This window comes from Vitreimonas sp., assembly GCF_035627415.1.
Classification (GTDB): Bacteria; Pseudomonadota; Alphaproteobacteria; order Caulobacterales; family Aquidulcibacteraceae; genus Vitreimonas.
The window spans coordinates 1-21345 of the sequence record NZ_DASPLU010000026.1; the positions used below are offsets into that span (position 1 = coordinate 1).

19 protein-coding genes are annotated in these 21345 nt (G+C 67.3%); 9 read left to right on the forward strand and 10 right to left on the reverse strand.

Annotation, left to right across the window (positions count from 1 at the left end):
• From VEA80_RS13855 to VEA80_RS13890, 8 genes are all read right to left on the reverse strand, one after another.
• Positions 1-381, reverse strand: a 381-nt coding sequence (locus tag VEA80_RS13855) for an alcohol dehydrogenase catalytic domain-containing protein (RefSeq protein WP_325061345.1), incomplete at its 3' end; no start/stop codon positions are given.
• A gap of 38 nt (positions 382-419) precedes the next feature.
• Positions 420-818 (reverse strand): hypothetical protein, encoded by a 399-nt coding sequence (locus tag VEA80_RS13860; RefSeq protein ID WP_325061346.1) that lies wholly within the window; start codon positions 816-818, stop codon positions 420-422.
• Between the two features lie 4 nt (positions 819-822).
• A complete protein-coding gene (locus tag VEA80_RS13865) occupies positions 823-1527 on the reverse strand; it encodes a hypothetical protein (protein WP_325061348.1) in 705 nt (234 codons plus the stop codon).
• Positions 1528-2093: 566 nt separating this feature from the next.
• Positions 2094-2861, reverse strand: a complete 768-nt coding sequence (locus tag VEA80_RS13870) for a metallophosphoesterase (RefSeq protein ID WP_325061349.1) — start codon at positions 2859-2861, stop codon at positions 2094-2096.
• 86 nt (positions 2862-2947) lie between these two features.
• The gene (locus VEA80_RS13875; RefSeq protein WP_325061350.1) at positions 2948-4402 is read right to left on the reverse strand and encodes an SUMF1/EgtB/PvdO family nonheme iron enzyme; all 1455 of its coding nucleotides are present in this window, start codon (positions 4400-4402) and stop codon (positions 2948-2950) included.
• 59 nt (positions 4403-4461) lie between these two features.
• A complete protein-coding gene (locus VEA80_RS13880) occupies positions 4462-5964 on the reverse strand; it encodes a pectate lyase (RefSeq protein ID WP_325061351.1) in 1503 nt (500 codons plus the stop codon).
• A gap of 163 nt (positions 5965-6127) precedes the next feature.
• Positions 6128-7657 (reverse strand): AMP-binding protein, encoded by a 1530-nt coding sequence (locus tag VEA80_RS13885; RefSeq protein WP_325061352.1) that lies wholly within the window; start codon positions 7655-7657, stop codon positions 6128-6130.
• A 31-nt stretch (positions 7658-7688) separates the two neighbouring features.
• Positions 7689-8336 carry a TetR/AcrR family transcriptional regulator gene (locus VEA80_RS13890; RefSeq protein WP_325061353.1) on the reverse strand — a complete coding sequence of 216 codons (648 nt, stop codon included), beginning with the start codon at positions 8334-8336 and terminating at the stop codon, positions 7689-7691.
• Between the two features lie 114 nt (positions 8337-8450).
• Between VEA80_RS13890 and VEA80_RS13895 the strand changes: the two genes are divergently transcribed.
• The 7 genes from VEA80_RS13895 (at position 8451) to VEA80_RS13925 (ending at position 16726) form a co-directional block, all read left to right on the forward strand.
• Positions 8451-9275 (forward strand): alpha/beta hydrolase, encoded by an 825-nt coding sequence (locus VEA80_RS13895; RefSeq protein ID WP_325061354.1) that lies wholly within the window; start codon positions 8451-8453, stop codon positions 9273-9275.
• Complete coding sequence (locus VEA80_RS13900) at positions 9272-11524, forward strand: TonB-dependent receptor (RefSeq protein WP_325061355.1); 2253 nt, start codon at positions 9272-9274, stop codon at positions 11522-11524. Before VEA80_RS13895 ends, VEA80_RS13900 begins: the two co-directional genes overlap by 4 nt.
• 59 nt (positions 11525-11583) lie before the next feature.
• On the forward strand, positions 11584-12870 hold the full coding sequence (locus tag VEA80_RS13905; protein ID WP_325061356.1) for an MFS transporter: 1287 nt from the start codon (positions 11584-11586) through the stop codon (positions 12868-12870).
• Positions 12871-13052: 182 nt separating this feature from the next.
• A complete protein-coding gene (locus VEA80_RS13910) occupies positions 13053-13697 on the forward strand; it encodes a TetR/AcrR family transcriptional regulator (protein ID WP_325061357.1) in 645 nt (214 codons plus the stop codon).
• Positions 13694-14521: an efflux RND transporter periplasmic adaptor subunit gene (locus tag VEA80_RS13915; protein WP_325061358.1), complete on the forward strand. Its 828-nt coding sequence runs from the start codon at positions 13694-13696 to the stop codon at positions 14519-14521. Before VEA80_RS13910 ends, VEA80_RS13915 begins: the two co-directional genes overlap by 4 nt.
• Positions 14518-15447 carry an ABC transporter ATP-binding protein gene (locus VEA80_RS13920; protein ID WP_325061359.1) on the forward strand — a complete coding sequence of 310 codons (930 nt, stop codon included), beginning with the start codon at positions 14518-14520 and terminating at the stop codon, positions 15445-15447. Before VEA80_RS13915 ends, VEA80_RS13920 begins: the two co-directional genes overlap by 4 nt.
• 139 nt (positions 15448-15586) lie before the next feature.
• The gene (locus VEA80_RS13925; RefSeq protein WP_325061360.1) at positions 15587-16726 is read left to right on the forward strand and encodes an ABC transporter permease; all 1140 of its coding nucleotides are present in this window, start codon (positions 15587-15589) and stop codon (positions 16724-16726) included.
• A gap of 17 nt (positions 16727-16743) precedes the next feature.
• Here VEA80_RS13925 and VEA80_RS13930 read toward each other — a convergent pair whose 3' ends face one another.
• A complete protein-coding gene (locus tag VEA80_RS13930) occupies positions 16744-18087 on the reverse strand; it encodes a polysaccharide biosynthesis protein (protein ID WP_325061361.1) in 1344 nt (447 codons plus the stop codon).
• Between the two features lie 194 nt (positions 18088-18281).
• The gene (locus VEA80_RS13935) at positions 18282-19034 is read right to left on the reverse strand and encodes an inositol monophosphatase (protein ID WP_325061362.1); all 753 of its coding nucleotides are present in this window, start codon (positions 19032-19034) and stop codon (positions 18282-18284) included.
• 87 nt (positions 19035-19121) lie between these two features.
• Here VEA80_RS13935 and VEA80_RS13940 point away from each other — a divergent pair, with 87 nt between their 5' ends.
• Complete coding sequence (locus tag VEA80_RS13940; RefSeq protein WP_325061363.1) at positions 19122-20504, forward strand: hypothetical protein; 1383 nt, start codon at positions 19122-19124, stop codon at positions 20502-20504.
• Positions 20501-21295, forward strand: a complete 795-nt coding sequence (locus VEA80_RS13945) for a hypothetical protein (protein WP_325061364.1) — start codon at positions 20501-20503, stop codon at positions 21293-21295. Before VEA80_RS13940 ends, VEA80_RS13945 begins: the two co-directional genes overlap by 4 nt.
• Positions 21296-21345 lie beyond the last annotated feature (50 nt).

Here is a 21345-nt window from a genome sequence, read left to right on the forward strand (position 1 = left end):
GTAGCTGAACCGCGAGGTGCCGTCGGGCATCAGCCCCTTGCCCTGCGTGGCCCGGATCGCGGTGCATAAATTGGTTTTGCCGCTGAGGCACGACTTACACTGGCGGCATTCGGGGGTGTACAGCGGGATCACGTGGTCGCCCGGCCTGACGCTGGTGACGCCGGCGCCGACCTCGCGCACCACGCCGGCGCCCTCGTGGCCGAGGATCGATGGGAAGATACCTTCGGAATCGAACCCGTCGAGCGTGTAGGCGTCGGTGTGGCAGATGCCGGTGGCCTTGATCTCGACCAAGACTTCGCCGGCGCGCGGGCCTTCGAGATCGAGTTCGACGATTTCCAAAGGCTGCTTGGCCGCGAAGGCGACGGCTGCTCTCGTTTTCATGGGGCGCGCTCCGAAGTCTCGGGCGCTTATAGCCGCCCTCAGGCGCTCTTTGACAGGCCCTTGCGTTTGGCGCGGGGCTTGGTCTTGGCCTTGCGGCCCGCCTTCTTCGCGCGCGCGGTTTTCGCCGGCGCTTTCTTGCTCGCCGCCGCGCGGCGCGGGCGGCGCACCGGCTGATCGCTGGCCAAGAACAGGCGCGCCATGCGCACGATCTTGGCCCGCACCGCCGGCTCTATCTCGCCTTCCTGCCCGGCGAGCATGCGCACCGCTTCGATCGGCACGAGGGCGGCGATCGGCGTGTTGTAGCGCGCGAAGCCGACGACGGTTTTTTCTTGATCGGTGGTCTCCAGCGCGCGTGCGAGATTGGCGCGGCCTTCCGAGGTCGAGAAGGACGGCGCCGCCGTTCCACGCCCCGCCTTCGACCGCTTCGCCGCGCCCATCACATCATCCGATCGCTGGTTCGGCGACGCCGAACAGGCTGGGGTCCCACAATTCGTCGGCTCTGGGTATCGCGTGCGCGTAACTGGAGACAGGGCCGATGAAGGCGAACGCCGTGTTCACCTTCAGCCGCACAAGTTGCACAAGATTCCTGCAGCCTTGTGACTGTTGTTCGGCAAAAGAATTGAACAAACGTATATAGGGGGCGGCGCGAACCTCTTGGTGCGGTCGCCTCATACTGCACAGCAGCCGGTCTATGCGCGCAAAGCCGCATGCGCCGCGAGCGTCGTCCCAAAATGCGGTTAAGGTTAGGCCGGCGCCGCCGGCATCGCGCCACAGGTCGCGCGCGCGTTCGAGCCACGCCTTTGGACCTGTTCCAGAACCGCCGCCGGCGTCGCGGCGCGCGCCGCCGTCCTTGCGGCGGCGCGGGCGCTTGCGCTGGCAGTCCGGGTCGCCGAGCGCCGGCACGGCCAGCACCTCCAGCACCCATTCCGCATCCTCGACCGCATAGGCCAGCACGAAACCGTAATGAAACATTTCGAACGGAATCCGCGTGCAGCGATAGCCTTCGCCTTCGAGGTCGAGATCACAGAAATCGCGGATCAGCTTGCGGCATCGCCGACGCAGCGTATCGACTTCCGGCGTGGTGAAGTGATCGAGAATCTTCTCGACGCTCGCACCCCAACGGAATCGCTTCGTGACATCAGCCATGCGCGTCATCCTCTGGAGTTTGTCGGGGCGCGCGAGAGGACACGCAAAAGCGCCGAGCGTCAACGCGCGACACGAGATATGCGGCGATCACGCGCCCCGACTTCTATTAGGTGTGTCTTTTCGGCGTAACGGGCGCGACAATCGCCGGCGCTGAAGCTGTACAAGATTTCTTTCGCTTGACGGCTGCGGTAGGGCGCGCTTCTCTCGCCGCCGGCAGTACGGGGGTGCTGGCTGCGCCGGCGGCGGCCCGCTTCGGCGATGTCCCGCCGGCGCTTACCGCTCCCGCCTCGTCTCGGGAGCGCAGCACCCTCGGCCCGCGGTGCGTGAGTTCCGCGTGTGCGAACACGGGCGCGCTTGTTCAGCCGAAAATTATTTTCAGATCAGCCGGAACGAGTGGGCGTGGGCGTCGTTCTTCCCACGGCGCCGACCTACTCCCCCCGCCCAAGGCGCCACCGCAGCACGGGCCGGCTCGCAAGAGCCGGCCCACCTGCGTTGTAGGGGCTAGGTGCTGGGGACTAGGGACTGGGGGCGGCTGGCGAGAATCCACAGTCCCCAGCCCCTAGCCCCTAGCCCCCAGAAAGTCCCATGAAATGACTGGCGAAACCGCCCTGTTGGGTCCAGGCGTGGAGCATCCAGCCGGGCTGTTCGGCGGTGATGGGGGCGATCTCCTGGCCCGGGTGCAGGGCGAGCCCGTAAACCCATGAGGTCGAGGGGGCGACGATCACCGGGGCGTGCGCCACTTGGCCTACCGCCATGCGATGGTGGTGGCCGCAAATCACGCGCGTCACCTGGCGGTGGCGCGAGATTACAGATTTGAAAAGATCGGCGTCGACGAGACCGATCTGGTCGAACAGCAGATCGTGGGTCGGGAACGGAGGGTGGTGCAGCGCCACCAAAGTGGGCTTCTCCGGTTCGGCCGCGAGGGCGCGATCGAGCCAGTGCGCCTGCGCTTCGGTCAGCACGCCGTAAGTTTCGCCGGGCACGATCTGGTCGATGGCGACGATGCGGACCGGAAACTGGTCGAGCACGTAAGAGAGAAAGCCCTCGCGCGGCAGGTAGTCGTGTCCCGGCAGGCGCGCGCGGATGCGGGCGCGGTCGTCGTGATTGCCGGGCAGCACGTAGAGCGGCGCCGGCGGATCGGCGATGGCGTCGATGAGCGCGGCGTATTCCTCGTCGCGCTCGTCGTTGACGAGATCGCCGGTGAGCAGGATCACGTCGGCTTGATAGGCGCGCGCTTGCGCCAGCGCTTGCTTCAGCTGACGCACGGCGGCGCCGCCATCGTCGGCGCGCACATGCGTATCGGAAATCTGCGCCAGCAGAAACTTGCCGCTCATGCGCGCCCCATCCTGCTGGCCGCCCTGAAGCAGCAAGCTTGGCGCATGCGGCCTGCTTTGTCTGTGCCCGCGGTCACAGCCTGCGATCAGTCCAACGCGCGGGCGACGCGGAAGCCGAGCCCCTGCGCGCGCTGGCCGGGCCGGGCCGATTGCCGCGCGGCCGCGCGCAGCACGGGCTCGCGGTCGGCGAAGCCGCCGCCGCGATAGACGCGGCGCTGGCAATTGTCCGCCTGCACCGCCGCGCCGTCGACCGGGGCGATGTCGTAGTTGGCGGCGTAGCAATCCTCGACCCACTCGCCGACATTGCCGTGCATGTCGAAAAGCGCGAAGGCGTTGGCTTCGTGCGCGCCGACCGGCGTCGTTTGGCGCGCGCGGAACGTCGCTTGCGTGGCGGTGACGCGCGGGCCGTAGGCGTAGGCGCCGACGGCGCCGGCGCGGGCGGCGTATTCCCACTCCGCTTCACTGGCGAGGCGATAGCGCAGGCCGCCGGCCTGGGCGTTGAGCCAATCGAGATAGGCTTGCGCGTCGTCCCAGGAGACGTTGGTCACCGGCCGCTCGCCGCGGCCCCAACCGCCGTCGGCGGGCGAATAGCCGTTGCAGCCGCCGCCGGCGAGGCACGCGTCCCACTGCGCGAAGGTGACTTCGTACTTGCCGATCGCGAACGGACGGATCGAAACTTCGCGCTGCGGGCCTTCATCGCGGGCGCGGCCGGCTTCGTTGGCCGGCGAGCCCATCGTGAACAGGCCGCCGCTCAGCACCACCATTTCGGGGCAATTGTCGCAATCGCGGAAAGCGTGGCCGGGCGCGTACGTCACCGGAATCACTTCCGGCGCCAGCGCTTCGAGCGATGTCTGCGGGGTGGCGGCGTCAGCCGTTTGCTGCGCCGCCTGCTGCTGCAAGAGCGGCTGTGCGTAGCGCCAGGCGATCGGGCTGAAATAGGCGCCGACGCCGAAGACGGCGAGCGCCATCGCCATGCCGCCGACCTTGCGCGAAGCGCGCGCGAACTTCTGCCGCTTCGAGAGAATCTCGAACGTCTGGACACGCTGCTCCATGTTGTCGAGCGGCTTCTGGCCGCGCGACTGGAACGCCGCCGTCGGCGAAGAGCGCGCCATGGAGCGAAATTCCGCGGAGACGAGCGCCGAGCCCGGCTCGGCCAGCTCCTGCAGCCGCGCGGCGACGTTGACGCCGTGGCCGAGCAGATCGCTGGTGGCGGTGACGACGACGTCGCCGACATGCGCGCCGACGCGCAGCTGCGGCTCGCCTTTGGAGCGTTTGTCGAGAATGTCCTGGATAGCGCCGAGCGCCGAGCCGGCGGAGGCGAACTCAAGCATGAAGCCGTCGCCGGCGGTGTTGAACAGGCGCCCGCCGTGCTTCTGCGCCGTCGCGTCGATCCGCGTGCGCAAAGCCTCGACCTTGCGCGCGGCGTTGCGCTGATCGCGTTCGGACATGGTCGAGAAGCCGACGATGTCGACGGAGACGATCGAGGCCAGCCGGATTGTGCGCTCTTCGGCGTTGGCGTTCGGATTATTGTGTTCGGCCACGGCTCATTCCCCACCAGCGGCGAGAATAGCCCCCTCCCAGGGGCATTGCCACCATCCTCTCACTCGCCTGAATCGGCGATGAGCAAAAGCGAACTCATGTTCTGGATGAAGGCGCCGGTCGAAATACCTGTGACCGGCGTCTCGGTGATGTAGGGCGAGGTGTCGAAGCGGTCGCCGACCAGGGTTTGCGCGTAATCGCCCGGCGAAGGTTCCGCCGGCGGTTCGCCGGCGTAGGGATTGCTGGTCGCCGTGAGCGGCGTCGGCCAGTAGCCTTCGGCGTTCAGTGTAGCGATGAGTTCGCGCGCGCGTTCCGGCGTCGGCCGCTCGACCTCACCGGCGCCGCGGTTGGAGGTCATGTCGGAGACTTCGATGTTCTGCGTGGTGAAGAAGCGCGGCAGGCGGAAATCGGCGCGGCGGTGGAACGGCGATGACATTGCGAGCTGCGTGGGATCGGCGCCGCGCAGGCGCTCGTAACGCGCGCGCAAGGCGGCCACATCGATCGGGCGCCATTGCGAGTAGTGCGTGATCGGCTGCTCGGGATCGTAGTTCCAATAATATTCGCCGCTGCGCGCATTCGAGCCGCGACGATGATTGATGCGAGCGCGGTTGGTGCGCAGCTCGATGAACGTCGGGTAGTGACGGCCGGCGACGCGCACCTGGTCATCAGGGAGACGGACCGAATCGAGCCATGCCAAAGCTTCGGGGACGCGGGCGAGAAAGCGGCGATCGCCTGTCCACTCGTAGAAGTTCATCAGTTGCGCGACGTTGTTCGCGGTCGTGTGCGTCGCCAGCGCTTCCGGCTCATAAGAACGCGCGCCGACTGGCGCGAGCGTGTCAGCATCGTGTTGCAAGCCCCACCCGGCCTGCGGCGCGGGCTGCTGGGTGGCGAGGAAAATCTCCATCGCTTTGCGGATCGCCGGCAGCGCGCGCTCGTCGCCGAGCGTCTGATGGACCATCAGCAGGAACTTGATGTTTTCGCCGGCGACATCGTCGTTGAAGGTGATCTGGCGGATGTAGCGCTCTTCTTCCGAATGACGTGGGAAACGCTGCGGCCAGCCGCCGTTTTCGTACTGGCTGTCGAGCACGAACAGGATCGCCTGCTCCAAAGGCGCACGCAGATGGCGGGCGCGGCGTTCGAGATAGAGGCGGAGCAGGAATTGCGAGGCTTCGCTCGTGCCGGCGTCGTCGAAGGTCGCGTTGCCGTAGTAGTGATGGAATTCCTCGAGCCGCCAGCCGTTCTTGCCGATCGTGTCGTACCAGCGCCGCGCGCTCTCTTCGCCGGCGAAATCGTGCAGATAATTCCAGCCTCCGGCCGGATGCTGCGCGGCGATCAGGCCCTCGGCCACTTCCATCGCCGCCTGGTAGTAGAACTCGTCGCGCGTCGCGTGGAAGCAATCAAGATAAAGATGGCCCACCGTCGCCGTGCCGGGCGGCTGGATCCAGATCATCGTCTCGTAGGCTTCCATCTCGCCCCAGCGGCGCGAGAAGTCGGGCAGGTAGCTCCAGACATAGCCGCCGCGATACGCGACGCGCTCGCGCATGAAGCGTGTCGCGCGCTTCATCGCACCGCGCGCTTCACGACGCAGCGCGCTGTTACCGGTGTCATCAGCTGGGACAAAAAAAGACGAGCAAGCGCTCGTCATCACAGCGCCCGAAGCGCCCGCGAGCAGTGTGCGGCGTGATGTGTTTCGTAATCCACTCATCGTCGTTCGCATCCCCTCTTGCTCACCGCGACGGCGCTACGGGCGCGCGCGCGAGCAGGTGCTTTCTTATCTTGCCCGCGGCGGTGCGCGGGAAGTCATCCACGAAGGTGACGTGGCGCGGCGTTTTATAACCGGCCAGGTGGCTGCGGCAAAACTGAATCACCTCGTTGGCCGAGAGCGGCTGCGCGCCGGGTTTCAGCAGCACGAACGCGTGGCCGACCTCACCCCACTTCTCGTCCGCCACGCCGATCACCGCGCTCTCCAGCACGGAGGGATGCCGCGCCAGCACGTTCTCGACCTCGGCCGGATACACGTTCTCGCCGCCGGATATGTACATCTCCTTGATCCGGCCGGCGACATAGTAGCAGCCGTCGCGGTCGCGGCGGCCGATGTCGCCGCTGCGGAGCCAACCGTCGCCGGTGAACGCTTTCGCGGTTTCTTCGGGGCGGCGCCAATAGCCGGGCGTGAGGCCCGCGCCGCGCATCCAGATCTCGCCGCTCTCGCCATCGGCGACGTCTTCGCCGTCGGCGTCGACGATGCGCACGTCGAGCAGCATTTGCGGTTTGCCGACCGAGCCGATCTTGCTCAGCGCATCTTCCGGCGCGGCGACGAAGGCGGTCGGTCCGGTTTCAGTCATGCCGTAGCCGTTGCAGACGCGCACGCCTTTCGCGGCGAAGCGCTCCACCAGCACGTCCGGCAACGGTGCGCCGCCGCAGCCCCATGAGCGCACGCGCGAAAGATCGGCGCGCTCGAACGCCGGATGCAGCGCAAGCTGCTGGTAGATCGCCGGGACGCCGAAGAAGACGTCGAGTCGCGGCATCAGCTCGAGCGCGCGGGCTTCGTCGAAGCCCGGCATGACGATCACCGTGCCGCCGGCGATCAACGTCGGCAGCGTGACGAGCTGGATGCCGGCGGTGTGAAAGAGCGGCAAGAAGTTGAGCGTGGTGTCGGCGCCGTTGACGCCGAACGCCTGGGCGACGTGAAACGCGTTCACCGCGGCCATTTGATAGGTCTGGATCACGCCTTTCGGCGCGCCGGTGGTGCCGGAGGTGTAGCTTAGCGACCAGATCGCGTCGCCGGACCAGCGGCGCTCGGTGCGGAGCGGCGCGGCCGCGGCGAGCAAGGGCTCATACGCATGCTCCCCCGCTTGCGGAAGAGGATCGTCCAGCGCCACCAGAGCCAAGCCTTCGCGCGCCAGCTCCAGCGCACAGGCCGCATCTTCCGCGCCGTAGAACAGCACTTTCGGCGTGCAATCCGCCAGCAGCAGCGCAAGCTCCGCGGCCGGCGCGCGCCAATTTAGCGGCGCGAGAATTGCGCCGAGCTTGGCGCACGCGAACATGATCTCGAAGAACGCGATCCGGTTGCGGCAGAGAATGGCGACGCGATCTTCGCGTCCGACGCCGAAGCTCGCCAGCACCGCGGCGGCGCGCGCGGCGCGATCGTCCAATTCGGCATAGGTCATGGCGCGCCCGCTCAGCGCATCCTCGAACGCGACGCGCCGCGGCGTCAGCGCCGCCCGCTTCGCGGTGATGTCGACCAAGTCGACACCCATAACTTCCCCCTCCCCTGCCAGCGCGCTCCTTTTAGCCAGCGTCGCCGTTCTTGGCTCGCGGCGCGAGCCCATTGATCATCAAATCAGCAGCAGCCTCGGAGACCGCGTTGACGTCGGCGCCGTCCTCCCAGACGCCGTACCTCAAACCCAAGAAAGTCGAGGCGCCCATCAGCGCCCACACGCGCACGTCATCGTCGCCTTCGCTGATTTCGCCGCGCTTGGCGGCGTGGCTGAGCTGCTGGCGGTAGGCGTCCGAGAACGTGCGGTAGTAGGCGCGGTACGCCTCGGGGGCCACGAACTGCGCCTCCATCACGACGCGATAGAGCGACTTGTGCTCGCGCACGAACTCCAGATAGGCGCGGATGCCGAGCCGCTCGGCTTCGAGCCGGTTCGGCGCATCTTTCACGCTTTCGCTCAAGGCATGTCGGGTGCGGGCGCCCATGTCGGCGACCAACGCTTTGAACACCTCCTCCTTCGACTTGAAGTAGACGTAGAAGGTGCCGAGCCCGACGCCCGCCGCTTGGGTGATGTGGCTGATCGCGGTCTCATGGTAGCCGCGCGCGCCGAACTCCTCCCCCGCCGCATCGAGCAGCCGCCTGAGCGTCCGCCGGCCGCGCTCCGTTTTGGGGCCGGGACGCTCCTCGACCGCTTCGGCCGGAGAACCTGAATGTTGACTCATGTTTCAAGTCTCCGCTACAAAGACGGCCAAGACAAGGAAAAAGCGGTCCGGAGAACCAGGCCGCGGGGGGAATGCCGGGCGATGCCGGTGCACGCTTTGCCAGACGGGGCGACCATGTCCTACGCCGATGAAGGCGTGGGTTCGCCGATCCTGTTGGTGCACGGCTGGGCCGCTCATGGCGGCTTCTTCCAGGATCTGAGCGCCGGCCTCGCCGCCGATCATCGCGTCCTCACCCTCACCTTGCGCGGCCATCCGGGCTCCAGCATCGGCGCGGCCCCGCTCACCATCGAAACGCTGGCCGACGATATCGCGCATTTCGCCGCCGCGCTCGATTTGCGCGGCCTGACCGCGCTCGGCTGGTCGATGGGGGCGATGGCGCTCTGGGCGGCGGCGCCGAAGCTCGGCCTGCGCCTCGCCGGTCTCGTCGTCGAAGACATGGCGCCGCGCCTCACCAACGACGCGAGTTGGCGCGACGGCCTCTCGGGCGGCTACGCGGCCGGCGATGTCGAGGCGACGCTGAGGGAAATCGAAGCAGACTGGCCCGCGTACGTCGCCCGCTTCGCCCCGCGCATGTTTGCGCCCGGCATGCGCGAGACGCGCCCCGATCTGATCGACTGGGCGCGCGCCGAGATGTCGAAGGCCGATCCTATGGCCATGGCCGCGCTCTGGGCCTCGATGGCGGCCGAGGATTTCCGCGCCGCGCTCGCGCGCATCGATGCGCCGATGCTCGTGATCCACGGCGCAGAGAGTCAAATCTATCCCGACGGCGCGACGGCTTTCGTCGCCCGCACGGCGCCGCGCGGCGAACGCGCAGTGATCGCCGGCGCGGGGCACGTGCCCCATCTCGAAGCGCCGGACGCATTTTTCAAAATCATCGAGGCTTTCGTCCGCAACACCGAGCGGCGGCCCGACTTGAGGAGCGGAGGAGCAGTCCCATGAAACGGTTTGGCGATCCGGCGCGGCTAGCGCTGTTGTTGGCGAGCGTCTGCGCGACGCCGTTTGCGTTTGCGGCGCCGGCAATGGCGCAGGACGAGGCGTCGTACGAAGAAGACGAAAACATCGTCGTCACCGCACGCCGGCGCGAAGAGAACTTGCAGGACGTGCCGATCGCGATCACCGTGCAGACCGCCGAGCAGCTCGATCAGCGCGGCGCCGAGAACATCACCGTGCTGCAAGAGACGACGCCGAACGCCACGGTTCAGGTCGCCCGCGGCTCCAACTCGACGCTGATCGCCTTCATTCGCGGCGTCGGCCAGCAGGACCCGCTGTGGGGCTTCGAGCCCGGCGTCGGCCTCTATGTCGACGACGTTTACATCGCCCGCCCGCAGGCGGCGGTGCTCGACATCTTCGATATCGAGCGCATCGAGGTGCTGCGCGGCCCGCAAGGCACGCTCTACGGCCGCAACACGGTCGGCGGCGCGGTGCGCTACGTCACCTCGATGATGGACACCGAAGAAGCGCATCTGCGCACGCGCTTCCAGTTCGGCTCCTACAATCAGATGGACGCGATCCTCTCCGGCTCGATGCCGCTGACCGAGAACCTCGTCGTCGGCGGCGCGCTCGCGCTCTATACGCGCGACGGCTACGGCGAGAACCTCGTCACCGGCGCCGAGCACTACAACAAGGATGTGGACGCCTATCGCATCAGCGCCCAATGGACGCCGACCGACGCGCTCACCATCCGTCTCACCGCCGATGGCGTCGACGATGATTCCAATCCGCGCCACGGCTCTCGCCTCGCCAGCTTCCCGGCGGGCGGCCCCTCCTACGATCCGCTGCCGGATGTGTACGATACGCGCGCCGGCTCCGGCGACGAGAACCACGTCGAGACGCGCGGCTCGGCGCTGCACATCGATTACGAGCTGACGCCGAATCTGACGGTGCGCTCGATCACCGCCCATCGAGAAGGCCAGACCAACGGCACGATCGACTTCGACAACACGGAATTCCCGACGCTCGACATTCCGGCCTTCTACGCCGACGAGCAGTTCACGCAGGAATTCCAGCTGCTGTTCGATTACGACCGCATCCAGGGCGTCGCTGGCTTGTACTATCTCGACGGCATGGCCGAAGGCGCATTCGACACCGTGCTTGGCTTCGCCGGCCCGCTGACGATCTTCACGCAAGGGCGCGTCGACACCGAATCGCTCGCCGCGTTCGCGGACGTCAGCTTCGACGTCACCGACACGCTCGCGCTCTCGGTCGGCGGCCGCTGGACGCGCGACGAGAAGACGGGTCAGGTCTATCGCCAGAACTTCACCGGCATCCGCAGCCCGTTCTTCGGCAATGGCGCGGCGGTCCCGGGACTCGTGCGGACCAATTACACCAATGACGCCGAGTTCGAAGAATTCACCCCGCGTGTCTCGGTGACGTGGGAGGCGAGCGAAGCGCTGACGCTCTACGGCTCCTACAGCCAGGGCTTCAAGTCCGGCGGCTTCGACATGCGCGGCGACGCGATCTTCACCCCGGACACGGTGAACGGCTATCAGCCGGAATTCGTCGACACCTACGAACTGGGCTTCCACTCCTCGTTCTGGCAGGGCCGCTTCAATCTGAGCGGCGCGGTGTTCCAGTCCGAGTACACGGACATGCAGATCACCCGTCAGGAGCCGACGACTTTGGGCGGCATCGCCAGCTTCGTCGACAACGCCGCCTCGGCCGAGATCAACGGCGCCGAGCTCGAGGGCCGCGTGTTCCTCACCGACAACTTCACCGCCAATTTCGCCGTCGGCTACATCGAAGGCGAGTTCAACGAGTACATGTCGAACACCGTGGTCGCGAACCCGGCGCCGCCGCCGGCTACGATCGTCGTGCCGATCGATCTCTCCGGATCGGCGGCGCTGCAGAACACGCCGGACCTGACCGCTTCGCTTTCGTTCACCTACACCGCCGCTTTGGCGGGCGGCGAGCTGGCGATCACGCCGTCGGCTTCGTATCGCGGCGACAGCCAGATGTTCGAGTTCGCCACGCCGGCGCTCGATCAAGACGCCTATGCGCTCTACAACGCGTCCGTCACCTGGACTTCGGAGAGCGACCGCATCCGGCTCGGGCTGCACGGCCACAACTTGGCCGATGAAGAATATCGCGTCGGCGGCTACAACTTCCCGGGCGCGTTGTTCGGCAACTCGATCATCGGCTTCTACGGGCCTCCGCAGACCTGGACGGCGTCGGTCGAAGTCAGGTTCTAATCCTTCCCACTCCAGCACGGCGGCGCGACACTCTCGCGCCGCCGTTTTTGTTTCGAGCGATGACAGAGCAAACCGCCGCCGCACCGCCGCAGCCCGTCGACAAACGCCGCCTTCTGGTGCTGGCGCTGCTCTTCGTCGTCTACACGTTCAACTTCATCGACCGGCAGATCATGGGCATCCTCAACGTGCCCATCCAGCAGGAGCTCGGCGCCAGCGACGCCGAGATGGGCCTGCTCGGGGGTCTCTCCTTTGCGCTGTTCTACACCGGGCTCGGCATTCCGATCGCCTGGCTCGCCGACCGCAGCAACCGCACCTGGATCATGACCGCGGCGCTGACGCTGTGGAGCGGGTTCACCGCACTCTGCGGCATCGCCCAGAACTACACGCAGCTCTTCCTCGCCCGCATGGGCGTCGGCGTCGGCGAAGCCGGCGGCGTCGCGCCGGCCTATTCGCTGATCTCCGACTATTTCCCGCCGAGGGAGCGCGCGCGGGCGCTCGCGGTCTATTCCTTCGGCATTCCGATCGGCAGCGCCGCCGGCGTCGGCCTTGGCGGCGTCATCGCGCAGACGTTCGACTGGCGCGTCGCCTTCATCACCGTCGGCCTCGCCGGCATCCTGATCGCGCCGATCTTCCGGCTGTGCGTGCGCGAGCCCGAGCGCGGCCGTTACGACGCCAAGGCGCAGCCCGGCGCGCCAGCGAAGGCGGGTCTTCTGCAATCGATCGGAGTCGTGACCAAAAAGCCGAGCTTCTGGCTGCTTTCGTTCGGCGCATCGTGTTCGTCGATCATGGGCTACGGCTCGTTCTACTGGATCCCGACTTTCCTACAGCGCTCGTACGGCTTCGACGTGCTGCAGGCGGGCTATTACTACGCCGCGATTCTGCTGATCGGCGGCGTTCTCGGCGTGTGGCTGGGCGGGATGCTGGGCGACAAGCTGGGCGCCAAGCGGCGCGCCATGTTCGCGCTGGTGCCGGCAGGCGCGTGGATGCTGGCGCTGCCGTGCTATGCGCTCGGGCTGTTGTCACCGTCGCCGCTCATCGCCTTCTTCCTCTTTCTCGCGCCGACAGCGCTCGGCCTTGTATGGCTCGGCCCGGTCATCGCCGCGGTGCAGCATCTCGCGCCCGCGAGCATGCGCACGACGGCGTCGGCCAGCTTCCTGTTCATCAACAATCTGATCGGCATCGGCCTCGGCACCTATCTGCTCGGCCTGCTCTCGGATGCGTTGTCGGCGCAGTACGGCGAAGAGAGCCTGCGCTACTCGATCCTCGCCGGCAGCGGCTTCTATCTCGTCGCCGCGCTGCTCTATCTGGTGGCGGCCCGTTCACTGCATCGCGACTGGGTGGATTAACTCAGCCCCGCTGGGCCGCCGGCGCCCCCCGGAAGTCAGCCTGAGCTTGTCGAAGGCGACGCGGGCCGCGGGATGCCGGCAAGGACGCCGGCGCTCAGCCCACTCCCCATTCCTAGCCTCCAACTCCGCCCACGGTATGATTTGCCGTTGCAAATAACTGACTGGTCAGTTATAAAGAGAATATGCCCGCCCCCGCCGCCTCTCGCCGACCCTCCCCTCGCTGGCAGCGCCGGGCCGAGGCGCGGCCGGAGGAGATTCTCGAAGCGGCGCTGGCGGAGTTCACGGCGCGCGGGTTCGAGGCGGCGCGAATGGAGGATGTGGCCAAGGCCGCCGGGCTCTCAAAGGCGGCGATCTATCTTTATTTCCCGAGCAAGATCGCGCTCCTGGAGGCGCTGATCGAAGCCAAGGTCGGCGCCATCGCCCGCCAGGCCGAAGCGCTGGCCGCGGCCGGCCAAGCCGATCCGCTCGGCGCGCTCAAGATGCTCGCCACTGTGGCCGCCGCGCGCTTGGCCGATCCCAACGTCATCGCCGTGCCGCGGCTCGTCATCGGCATCTCAGGGCGCTTTCCCGAGATCGTCGAGTTCTACCGCACCCATGTCGTCGCCAAGGCGCGCGCCGCGCTCGAACAGCTGATCGAAGCCGGCATCGCCAGCGGCGCGATCCGCAAGGTCGACACCAACGCCGTCGTCCGCGCCTTCATCGGCCCGCTCTTCTTCGAAGCGATGTGGACGCACGTCCTGAAGGGCGAAACCGCTCTCGACGATCCGCAAAAGCTGATCGAACAGCAATTCGACGTGCTGCTCTCCGGACTGGAGCCACGCGCATGAAGCGCTCTGTTTTTCTTTCGCTGGCGCTCCTCCTCGCCGCCTGCGGCGACGGCGCGCGCGACGCGCTGCAAGGCTACGGCGAAGCCGATTACATCTATCTCGCGAGCCAGGAAACAGGCGTGATCCGCGAGGTGCTGGTGCGCGAGGGCGAGCACGTGGCGGCCGGCGCCCGCGTGTTCACGCTCGAGCCCGAGCGCCTGCAATACAACGCCGCCACCGCCGGCGCGCAAAGCGACGCCGCCGCCGCCGCCGTGCGCACGGCGCAAGCCGACGCGGTGCTGGCCGAGCGCAATTACGCGCGCGGGCTCGAATTGTTCGAACGCGGCTTCTATCCGCGCGCCCGACTCGACGCCGACCGCGCGGCGCGCGACGCCGCCAACGCCCGCCTCGCCCAAGCGCGCCGCGAAGCCGGCGCGGCGAGCGCAGCGACCGGGCTGGCGCAGGAGCGCCTCGCCGACACGAGCGGCGCAGCGCCTGTCGCAGGCGTGATCGACCAGATCTATCACCGCCCCGGCGAAGTGGTGCCGGCGGGCCAGCCGATCGCGGCGCTGCTTGCGCCGTCGAACATGAAAGTGCGCTTCTTTGCGCCGCAGGACATGCTGCCGCAGCTGCCGGTCGGCGCGCGTGTCAGCGTCTCGTGCGACGGCTGCGAACAGCCTATCCCGGCGACGGTGAGCTTCGTCGCTGCCGAGCCGCAATTCACGCCGCCGGTGATCTACTCGCTCGATCAGCGCGAGAAGCTCGTCTTCCTGGTCGAAGCGCGGCTCGATGCGCCGAGCCGCATTCGGCCCGGCATGCCGGTCGACATCCGGATCGCCGAATGAGCGAAGAGATCGTCATCGACGTGCGCGGGCTGACCAAGCGGTTCGGCGATCGGACCGTCGTCGATCATTTCGATCTCCAGGTCCCGCGCGGAGCGATCTACGGCTTCCTGGGCCCGAACGGCTCCGGCAAGACGACGACGATCCGCATGGTGTGCGGGCTTCTGAAGCCGGAGAGCGGCGAAGGCGAAGTGCTCGGCTTCGACGTGCTGAAGGAGAGCCTCAAAATCAAAGAGCGCGTCGGCTACATGACGCAGAAATTCTCGCTCTACGAGGACCTCTCAATCCGCGAAAATCTCGAATTCATCGCCCGCCTCTACGGCCTCGATCGGCGCAGCGAACGCGTCGATCGGGCGCTGGTCGATCTCGGCCTCGCCGAGCGCCAAGCGCAGCTCGCCGGCAAACTTTCCGGCGGCTGGAAGCAGCGCCTGGCGCTCGCCGCCTGCATGATCCACGAACCGGAATTGCTGCTGCTCGACGAACCCACCGCCGGCGTCGATCCGAAGGCGCGGCGCGATTTCTGGGACCAGATTCGCCGCTATTCGGCGCAAGGCGTCACCACGCTCGTCTCGACGCACTACATGGACGAAGCGGTGCAGTGCGATTCCATCGCCTACATCGCCTACGGCAAGAAGCTGATCGACGCCGCCACCGCCGACATCCCGGCACAGATCGGCCTCGCCTGCTGGCGCATCTCTGGCCGGCCGCTGGCGAAAGCGCAGGAATTGTTGGAGCAGGCCGAGGCGGTCGAACTCGTCGCCCGCTTCGGCGCCGAGATGCACGCCTGCGGCAAGGATGCCGCCGCGCTCGAACGCGCCGTGCGTGCGGTGCAGAAGGCGCAGCCGCACGTCGAGATCGAACGCATCGAAGCGGGCTTCGAGGAGATATTCATCTACCTCATGTCCGGCAGCATCGATAACTTCCAATGAGCGGCGGCGCACATAACTGCTCACCCGTTTACGGGGGAGCTGTCAGCACGCGAAGCGTGATGATTGAGGGGGCGAGCTCGCACACGCACCCCCTCCGGCTCGCTACGCTCGCCACCTCCCCCGCAGGCAGGGGAGGAGTATGAAGTTCTTCGATCTCTCCTGGTCGCGCGTGTTCGCCGTGTTCTTGAAGGAACTGGTGCAGATGCGGCGCGACCGGCCGACCTTCGCCATCATGATCATGATGCCGGTGATGCAGCTGATCCTGTTCGGCTACGCCATCAACACCGATCCGCGCCACCTGCCCGCCGTCGTCGAAATGCGTGAGGACGGGCCGATGACGCGCGCGTTCCTGGCTTCGCTGCACGCCTCCTCCTACATCGACATCGTCGCCGTGACGCAGGGCCCTGACGAAGCCGAAGCCATGCTGCGCGCGGGAGAAGCGACGTTTCTCATCTCCATTCCCGAAGGCTTCGAGCGCCGCCTGGTGCGCGGCGAGCGTCCGCAAATGCTGATCGCCGCCGACGCCAGCGATCCGGTCGCCGCCGGCGGCGCGATCGGCGCGGTCGAGCGCATCGCGCAATCGGCGTTCGCGCCGGAATTCCAGGGCGCGCTTTCGTTTCTCGCCCGCGCTCCGCCCGCGTACGAGATTGTCGTCCACCGCCGCTACAATCCGGCCGGCGTCAGCGCCTTCAACATCGTGCCGGCGCTGCTCGGCGTCATCCTCACCATGACCATGGTGCTGATCACCTCAATCGCGCTGACGCGCGAAAGCGAACGCGGCACGATGGAGAATCTGCTCGCCACGCCGATCCGGCCGGTCGAAGTTATGATCGGCAAGACCACGCCCTATATCGGCGTCGGCGCCATCCAGGTCTCGATCGTGCTGATCGCCGCGACCTTGCTCTTCCGCATTCCGTTCGCAGGCTCGTTTCCGGCGTTCCTCATCGCGGTCACGCTCTTCATCTTCGCCAATCTGATGCTGGGCTATCTCATCTCCACCGCCGCCCGCACGCAGCTGCAGGCGATGCAGATGACGTTCTTCATCTTTCTGCCGTCGATTTTGCTTTCCGGCTTCATGTTTCCGTTCCACGCCATGCCGAACTGGGCGCAAGCCATCGGCACGGCGCTGCCGATCACACACTTCCTGCGCATCGTCCGCGAGATCATGCTGAAAGGCGCCGGTTTCGCCGACATCGTCGGCGACCTCCTCCCGCTCACGCTCATCCTGCTGACGTTGGCGACGCTGGCGCTGCTCCGCTTTCGGCGAACGTTGGATTGATCGTCTTCTTCGTGAAATCAGCCCGCCAGGGCGCGTTCCCGCTCAACCGCGATATCGCCCGCCAACGCATCGAACAGCTCGCGCGTCACAACACTGTCCGCGCCTTCGCGCGCGAGCAGCACCAGGCGTTCCATGATCTCGTGCAGCTCCGCCAAGCCGCGCGCTGGCGAACCGACCGCGATCACGTTGGCCGCCGGATCATCATCGCGCCATTCGTCCGCGCCGATCAGCGCCTCATGCAGCTTCTCGCCAGGACGCAAACCGGTGAACACGATCGGCACGTCGACATCGGGCCGCAAGCCTTCGAGGCGGATCACTTCGCGCGCCAGCTCCACCACCGGCAGCGCCTCGCCCATGTCGATCGCCAAAGCGGCGCCTCGCACCGGCGCGCCGAGACCGACAGCCGCCGCCTGCAGCAACGCGTCCGCAGCTTGCGGGATCGAGAGAAAGAAGCGCGTCACGTCCGGATCTGTCACCGTGAGTGGCCCGCCGGCCGCCAGCTGCGCTTCGAACGTCGGGATCACCGAGCCCGTCGAGCCGAGCACGTTGCCGAGTCTCAACGGCACGGCGCGCAAACCGCCCTTGCGGTCGAGCGCCTGGCAATACATCTCGCCCAGCCGCTTCGAGGCGCCCATCACTCCAGACGGGTCAACGGCCTTGTCGGTCGACACGAATACCAGATCTGCGCCGACGCCATACGCCGCTTCGGCGACGTTGCGCACGCCGGCGACATTGGTCAGCACGCCTTCGCTCGGAAACATCTCCACCAGCGGCACCTGCTTCAGCGCCGCGGCGTGAAAGACGATTTGCGGCCGCTCGCGCTTGAACCAGCGCCGCATCGCCTGCTGATCGCGAATATCCGCAAGCGCCAGCGCCGCGTCCGGCAGCTCCTGACTGATGCGGAAGAGATTGTATTCGGAGCTGTCGAGCAGGGTCAGCCGCGCCGGCGCGAGTTCGGACACGCGCCGCGCCAGCTCGCTGCCGATCGAGCCGCCCGCGCCCGTGATCAGAACACGCTTGCCAGCGATGATGCCGCGGATGCGCGCTTCATCGATGTCGCCCAGCGGGCAGCCGATCAGGTCCTCGATCCTCAGCGGCCGGAGCTTACCGCCCTCGATCAGCAGGACCTTCATCCGCGCTTCGGCCGCGCGCTCCAGGATCGCACGCCCTTCAGCGCCATCGGCCGGCGCCGCCGCGAGGATCAGCTGGCGCGCATCGAGCGTGGAAAAGTCGAACGCCTCCCAGCGCCCCGCGCGTGCGCGCACAGGCAAAGGACACTCGCCCTTGCCGAGCACCGCCGCGGCGCCGAGTTCGAGGCCATGCGGCAGCCAGGCGTCGCAATGCGCCAGCGCTTCACGCACTGCGCGCGCAGTTCCAGCAAGAATCGCTTCCCCCGACATCCCGACCGCCAACAAAACCGAGCACAGCTAGGTACAAATGGAGGCTCCGCCATGTCCAGCGCGCGCCCCATCTTGTTCCGATACGATTTCATGACAGCCAACGGCTCGGCCAGCCTTTTCCGTCGGAATGCCGAATTCTAACTGATTTGTGACCCTCAGGCGGGCAGGACGACCCTGGCGTTGCCGGCCGCGACTTCGAGCGGCTGATCGAGGGCGTCGCCGCCGATCCGGTATTCGCCGCCCGCGGCCCTCACCAGCGCGCAGCCGGCGGCCACGTCCCAGATCATCGAGCCGGATTCGCGATACGCTTCGGCGCGGCCGGCGGCGACGTACGCCAGCGCGCTGGCGGCCGAGCCGATCATGCGCACCTTGCGCCAGGCCTTTAGCCGCGCCTCGAACAGCGCCATCGAGTCCGCGCTCGCCCGCGAGGGCACGCCCGTCTGCAGAATGCCGCCTGCGGGATCGTCGATCTCCGAAACACGCATCGGCTGGCCATTGAGCCAGGCGCCTTCGCCGACGATTCCGGTGAAACGCTCCGCCAGCACGAAGCAATCAACCACGCCGAGCACCGGCGCGCCATTATCCAACAACGCGATCGACACCGCGCAATGCGGATAATCGCGCAGATAATTGACGCTGCCATCGAGCGGATCGACAGCCCAGACATAGCGGTCGCCGCGCTGCATGGCGCGCGTCCAACCGGCCTCTTCCGAAATCGCCGCGAACGGCGTGGCCAGCTCCAGCGCCGCGAGGATCAGCGCTTCGGCGCGCTTGTCGGCGTCGATTTTGACCTCGCGGCCCTGCTCGGCCTCGATCACGGCCCAGGCCTTGCGATGTTCCAACAGCGCTGCGCCCGCTGCGGCCGCGGTCCGCTCGGCAATCGTCAACAAGTCCCGCAATTCGCTCAAGGCCGGCTCCTCGGCGGCCTTCTTAGAGCGCTGTCTCCTCTTGGAGAAGCGCGGCATCCGCGCTTTATTGCGCCCGGAGCTGGGTTCATGGACGGCGCGCAAACCAAGGCGTCCTCAGAGCGCTCTGCGGCCAAGTCGGCGCAGGGCCTGAGCGCGGCTGCGCTCGACAAGCGCCTTGCGCTGAAGAAGCAGGCCCGCAACGACGCCGCCCGCAACCTGCCCCGCCACGACGCCGGCGAACTTTCGGCCGCCGAACTCGCCGTGCTCGAAGCTGTGGCGCATGAGCGTGCTCAGGTGGATCAGGTCCGCAATCAAGCCAAGGCGGAAGCCGAACGGCGCCTGCGCGCGCTCGCGCCGACGCCGCAAGATTTCGCCGGGCCAGCGCTCGATGCGCGGCTGGGGCTGAAGCAAGCCGAAGGCCGCATCGCCCACGACTGGCGCGCCGCCGCCGCGCGAGCCCGCCAAGCGCACGCCGATCTCGAAGCGTTCAAGCGCACGCACAGCCTGCGCCGGTCCGCGGTCTATCCGCGCTCGACGCTGCTGCAAGCGGGGTTGTTGCTGAGCGCCGCGGTGTTCGAGGCGCTGTTCAGCGCAGCCTTGTTCGCCGAAGACGACGCGCGCGGCCTGCTCGGCGGCGCGATCACTGCGATCGGGCTCTCCGGCGCCAATGTGACGCTCGGCTATCTCGCCGGCTTTCTCGGCCTTCGCTACCTGCAGCACGTCAAGCTGCCGGTCAAAGCGATCGGCGCGCTCGCCTTCGCGGCGTTCGCGCTGCTGGCGCTGATGCTCAACTTGTTCGCCGCCGATTGGCGCGACCGGCTCGCAGCACTCGCCGGCCGCCAGCTGGACATGGGCTCGGACGCCGGCTTCCACATATGGTCGTTGCTGCAGCTCGACTCGCCGCAAGCGATCATTCTGCTGATGCTCGGCGCCGGCGTTTGGGTGTTCGCCGCGCTCAAGGGCTATTCGGGCTTCGACGATCCTTACCCCGACTACGGCAAGATGGCGCGCAGCACCGAAGCGGCGGCGGAGGCGCTCTCCGATTTCCGCGCCGACGCCCGCGGCGAACTCGAAGCGCCGGTCGAACTTGCCAAGGCCGCGCTTGCGGCGCGGCTGGAGAAGATGCGGGCCGAGTTCGAGGCGATGAGCAAGGGGTTCGACGCCGCCGCGCTCAAGATGGAGCAGCTCGACGCCAAGGCGCGCGCGCTCGACGACGCCGCCGCCGCCGCGATTCATCTTTATCGGCAGGAAAACATCGCCCACCGCACGGCCCCAGCCCCGCTCTACTTCAGCGCCGCGCCGCCGGCGGCCGGGCCGTCGCTCGACGCGCTGGGCGCCGCCGCCGCGATGATCGACGAAGCGCGCAACCGCCTCAACGACGCCCAGCGTCAGTCGACGCAAGCGCTGGAGGAGTTGCTCGCCGAACTCAACGCCGCCACCGCTCGGCTCGATGTCGGAGAGGACGCGTGAGGCGCCGCGGCCAGCGCGATGGCGGCCGCAACGCAATCGGCATCGTGCTGATCGCTCTCGCCGTGATCGTGCTCGGCGGGCTCGGCGGCGCGGCGTTCGTGCTGCGTCCGCCGCCGACGGACGCCGAAACGCTCTGCCGCACCGATGCGCCGCTCGGCGCCCACACGATCATCCTGGTCGACGCCACCGACCGGCTCGAGCCGCGCCATCGCCGCAAGCTGCGCGCCGTCGCGCAGCAGGAGCGCGCGCGGCTGGCGCAATACGATCGCCTCACCATCATGCGCATCAATGTGCGCCGGCCGCAGGAGCCCTCGATCCTGTTCTCCAAGTGCCTGCCGCGCCCGCCCGAGCAGACCAATCCTTTGTTCGAGAACGCGCGCCTGACGCAAGCGCGCTGGGACGAGGACTTCGCCGGCGCGCTCGACGACGCGCTGCGCAGCGCCGCCTCCAGCGGACCAGCGCGCGCCTCGCCGATCATAGCCGGCTTGCGCGCCGTCGCCGCCGATCCGGATTACGACGCATCCATCCCGGGCCGGCGCCTCGTGCTGGTCTCCGATCTGCTCGAGCATGATCCGCAAGGCTTCTCGCTTTACGTTTCGGATGCGAACTATGCGGCCTGGCAGGCGCACGCGGCGAACCGGCCGCCGGACTTCGCGCGGGTCGATCTGCGCATCGTCCCGCTTGACCGGCCGGACCATGCCGGCGCCCAAGCAGCGGCGATGGAACAATTCTGGCCGGCGTTTTTCGACGCCTCGGATGTCCAATCTGTAAGCACCGATCCAGCGCCCTGAGTGCTTAGCTTTGCGCGCCTGCGACTCACGCTACGATTGAGTCGCTGGAT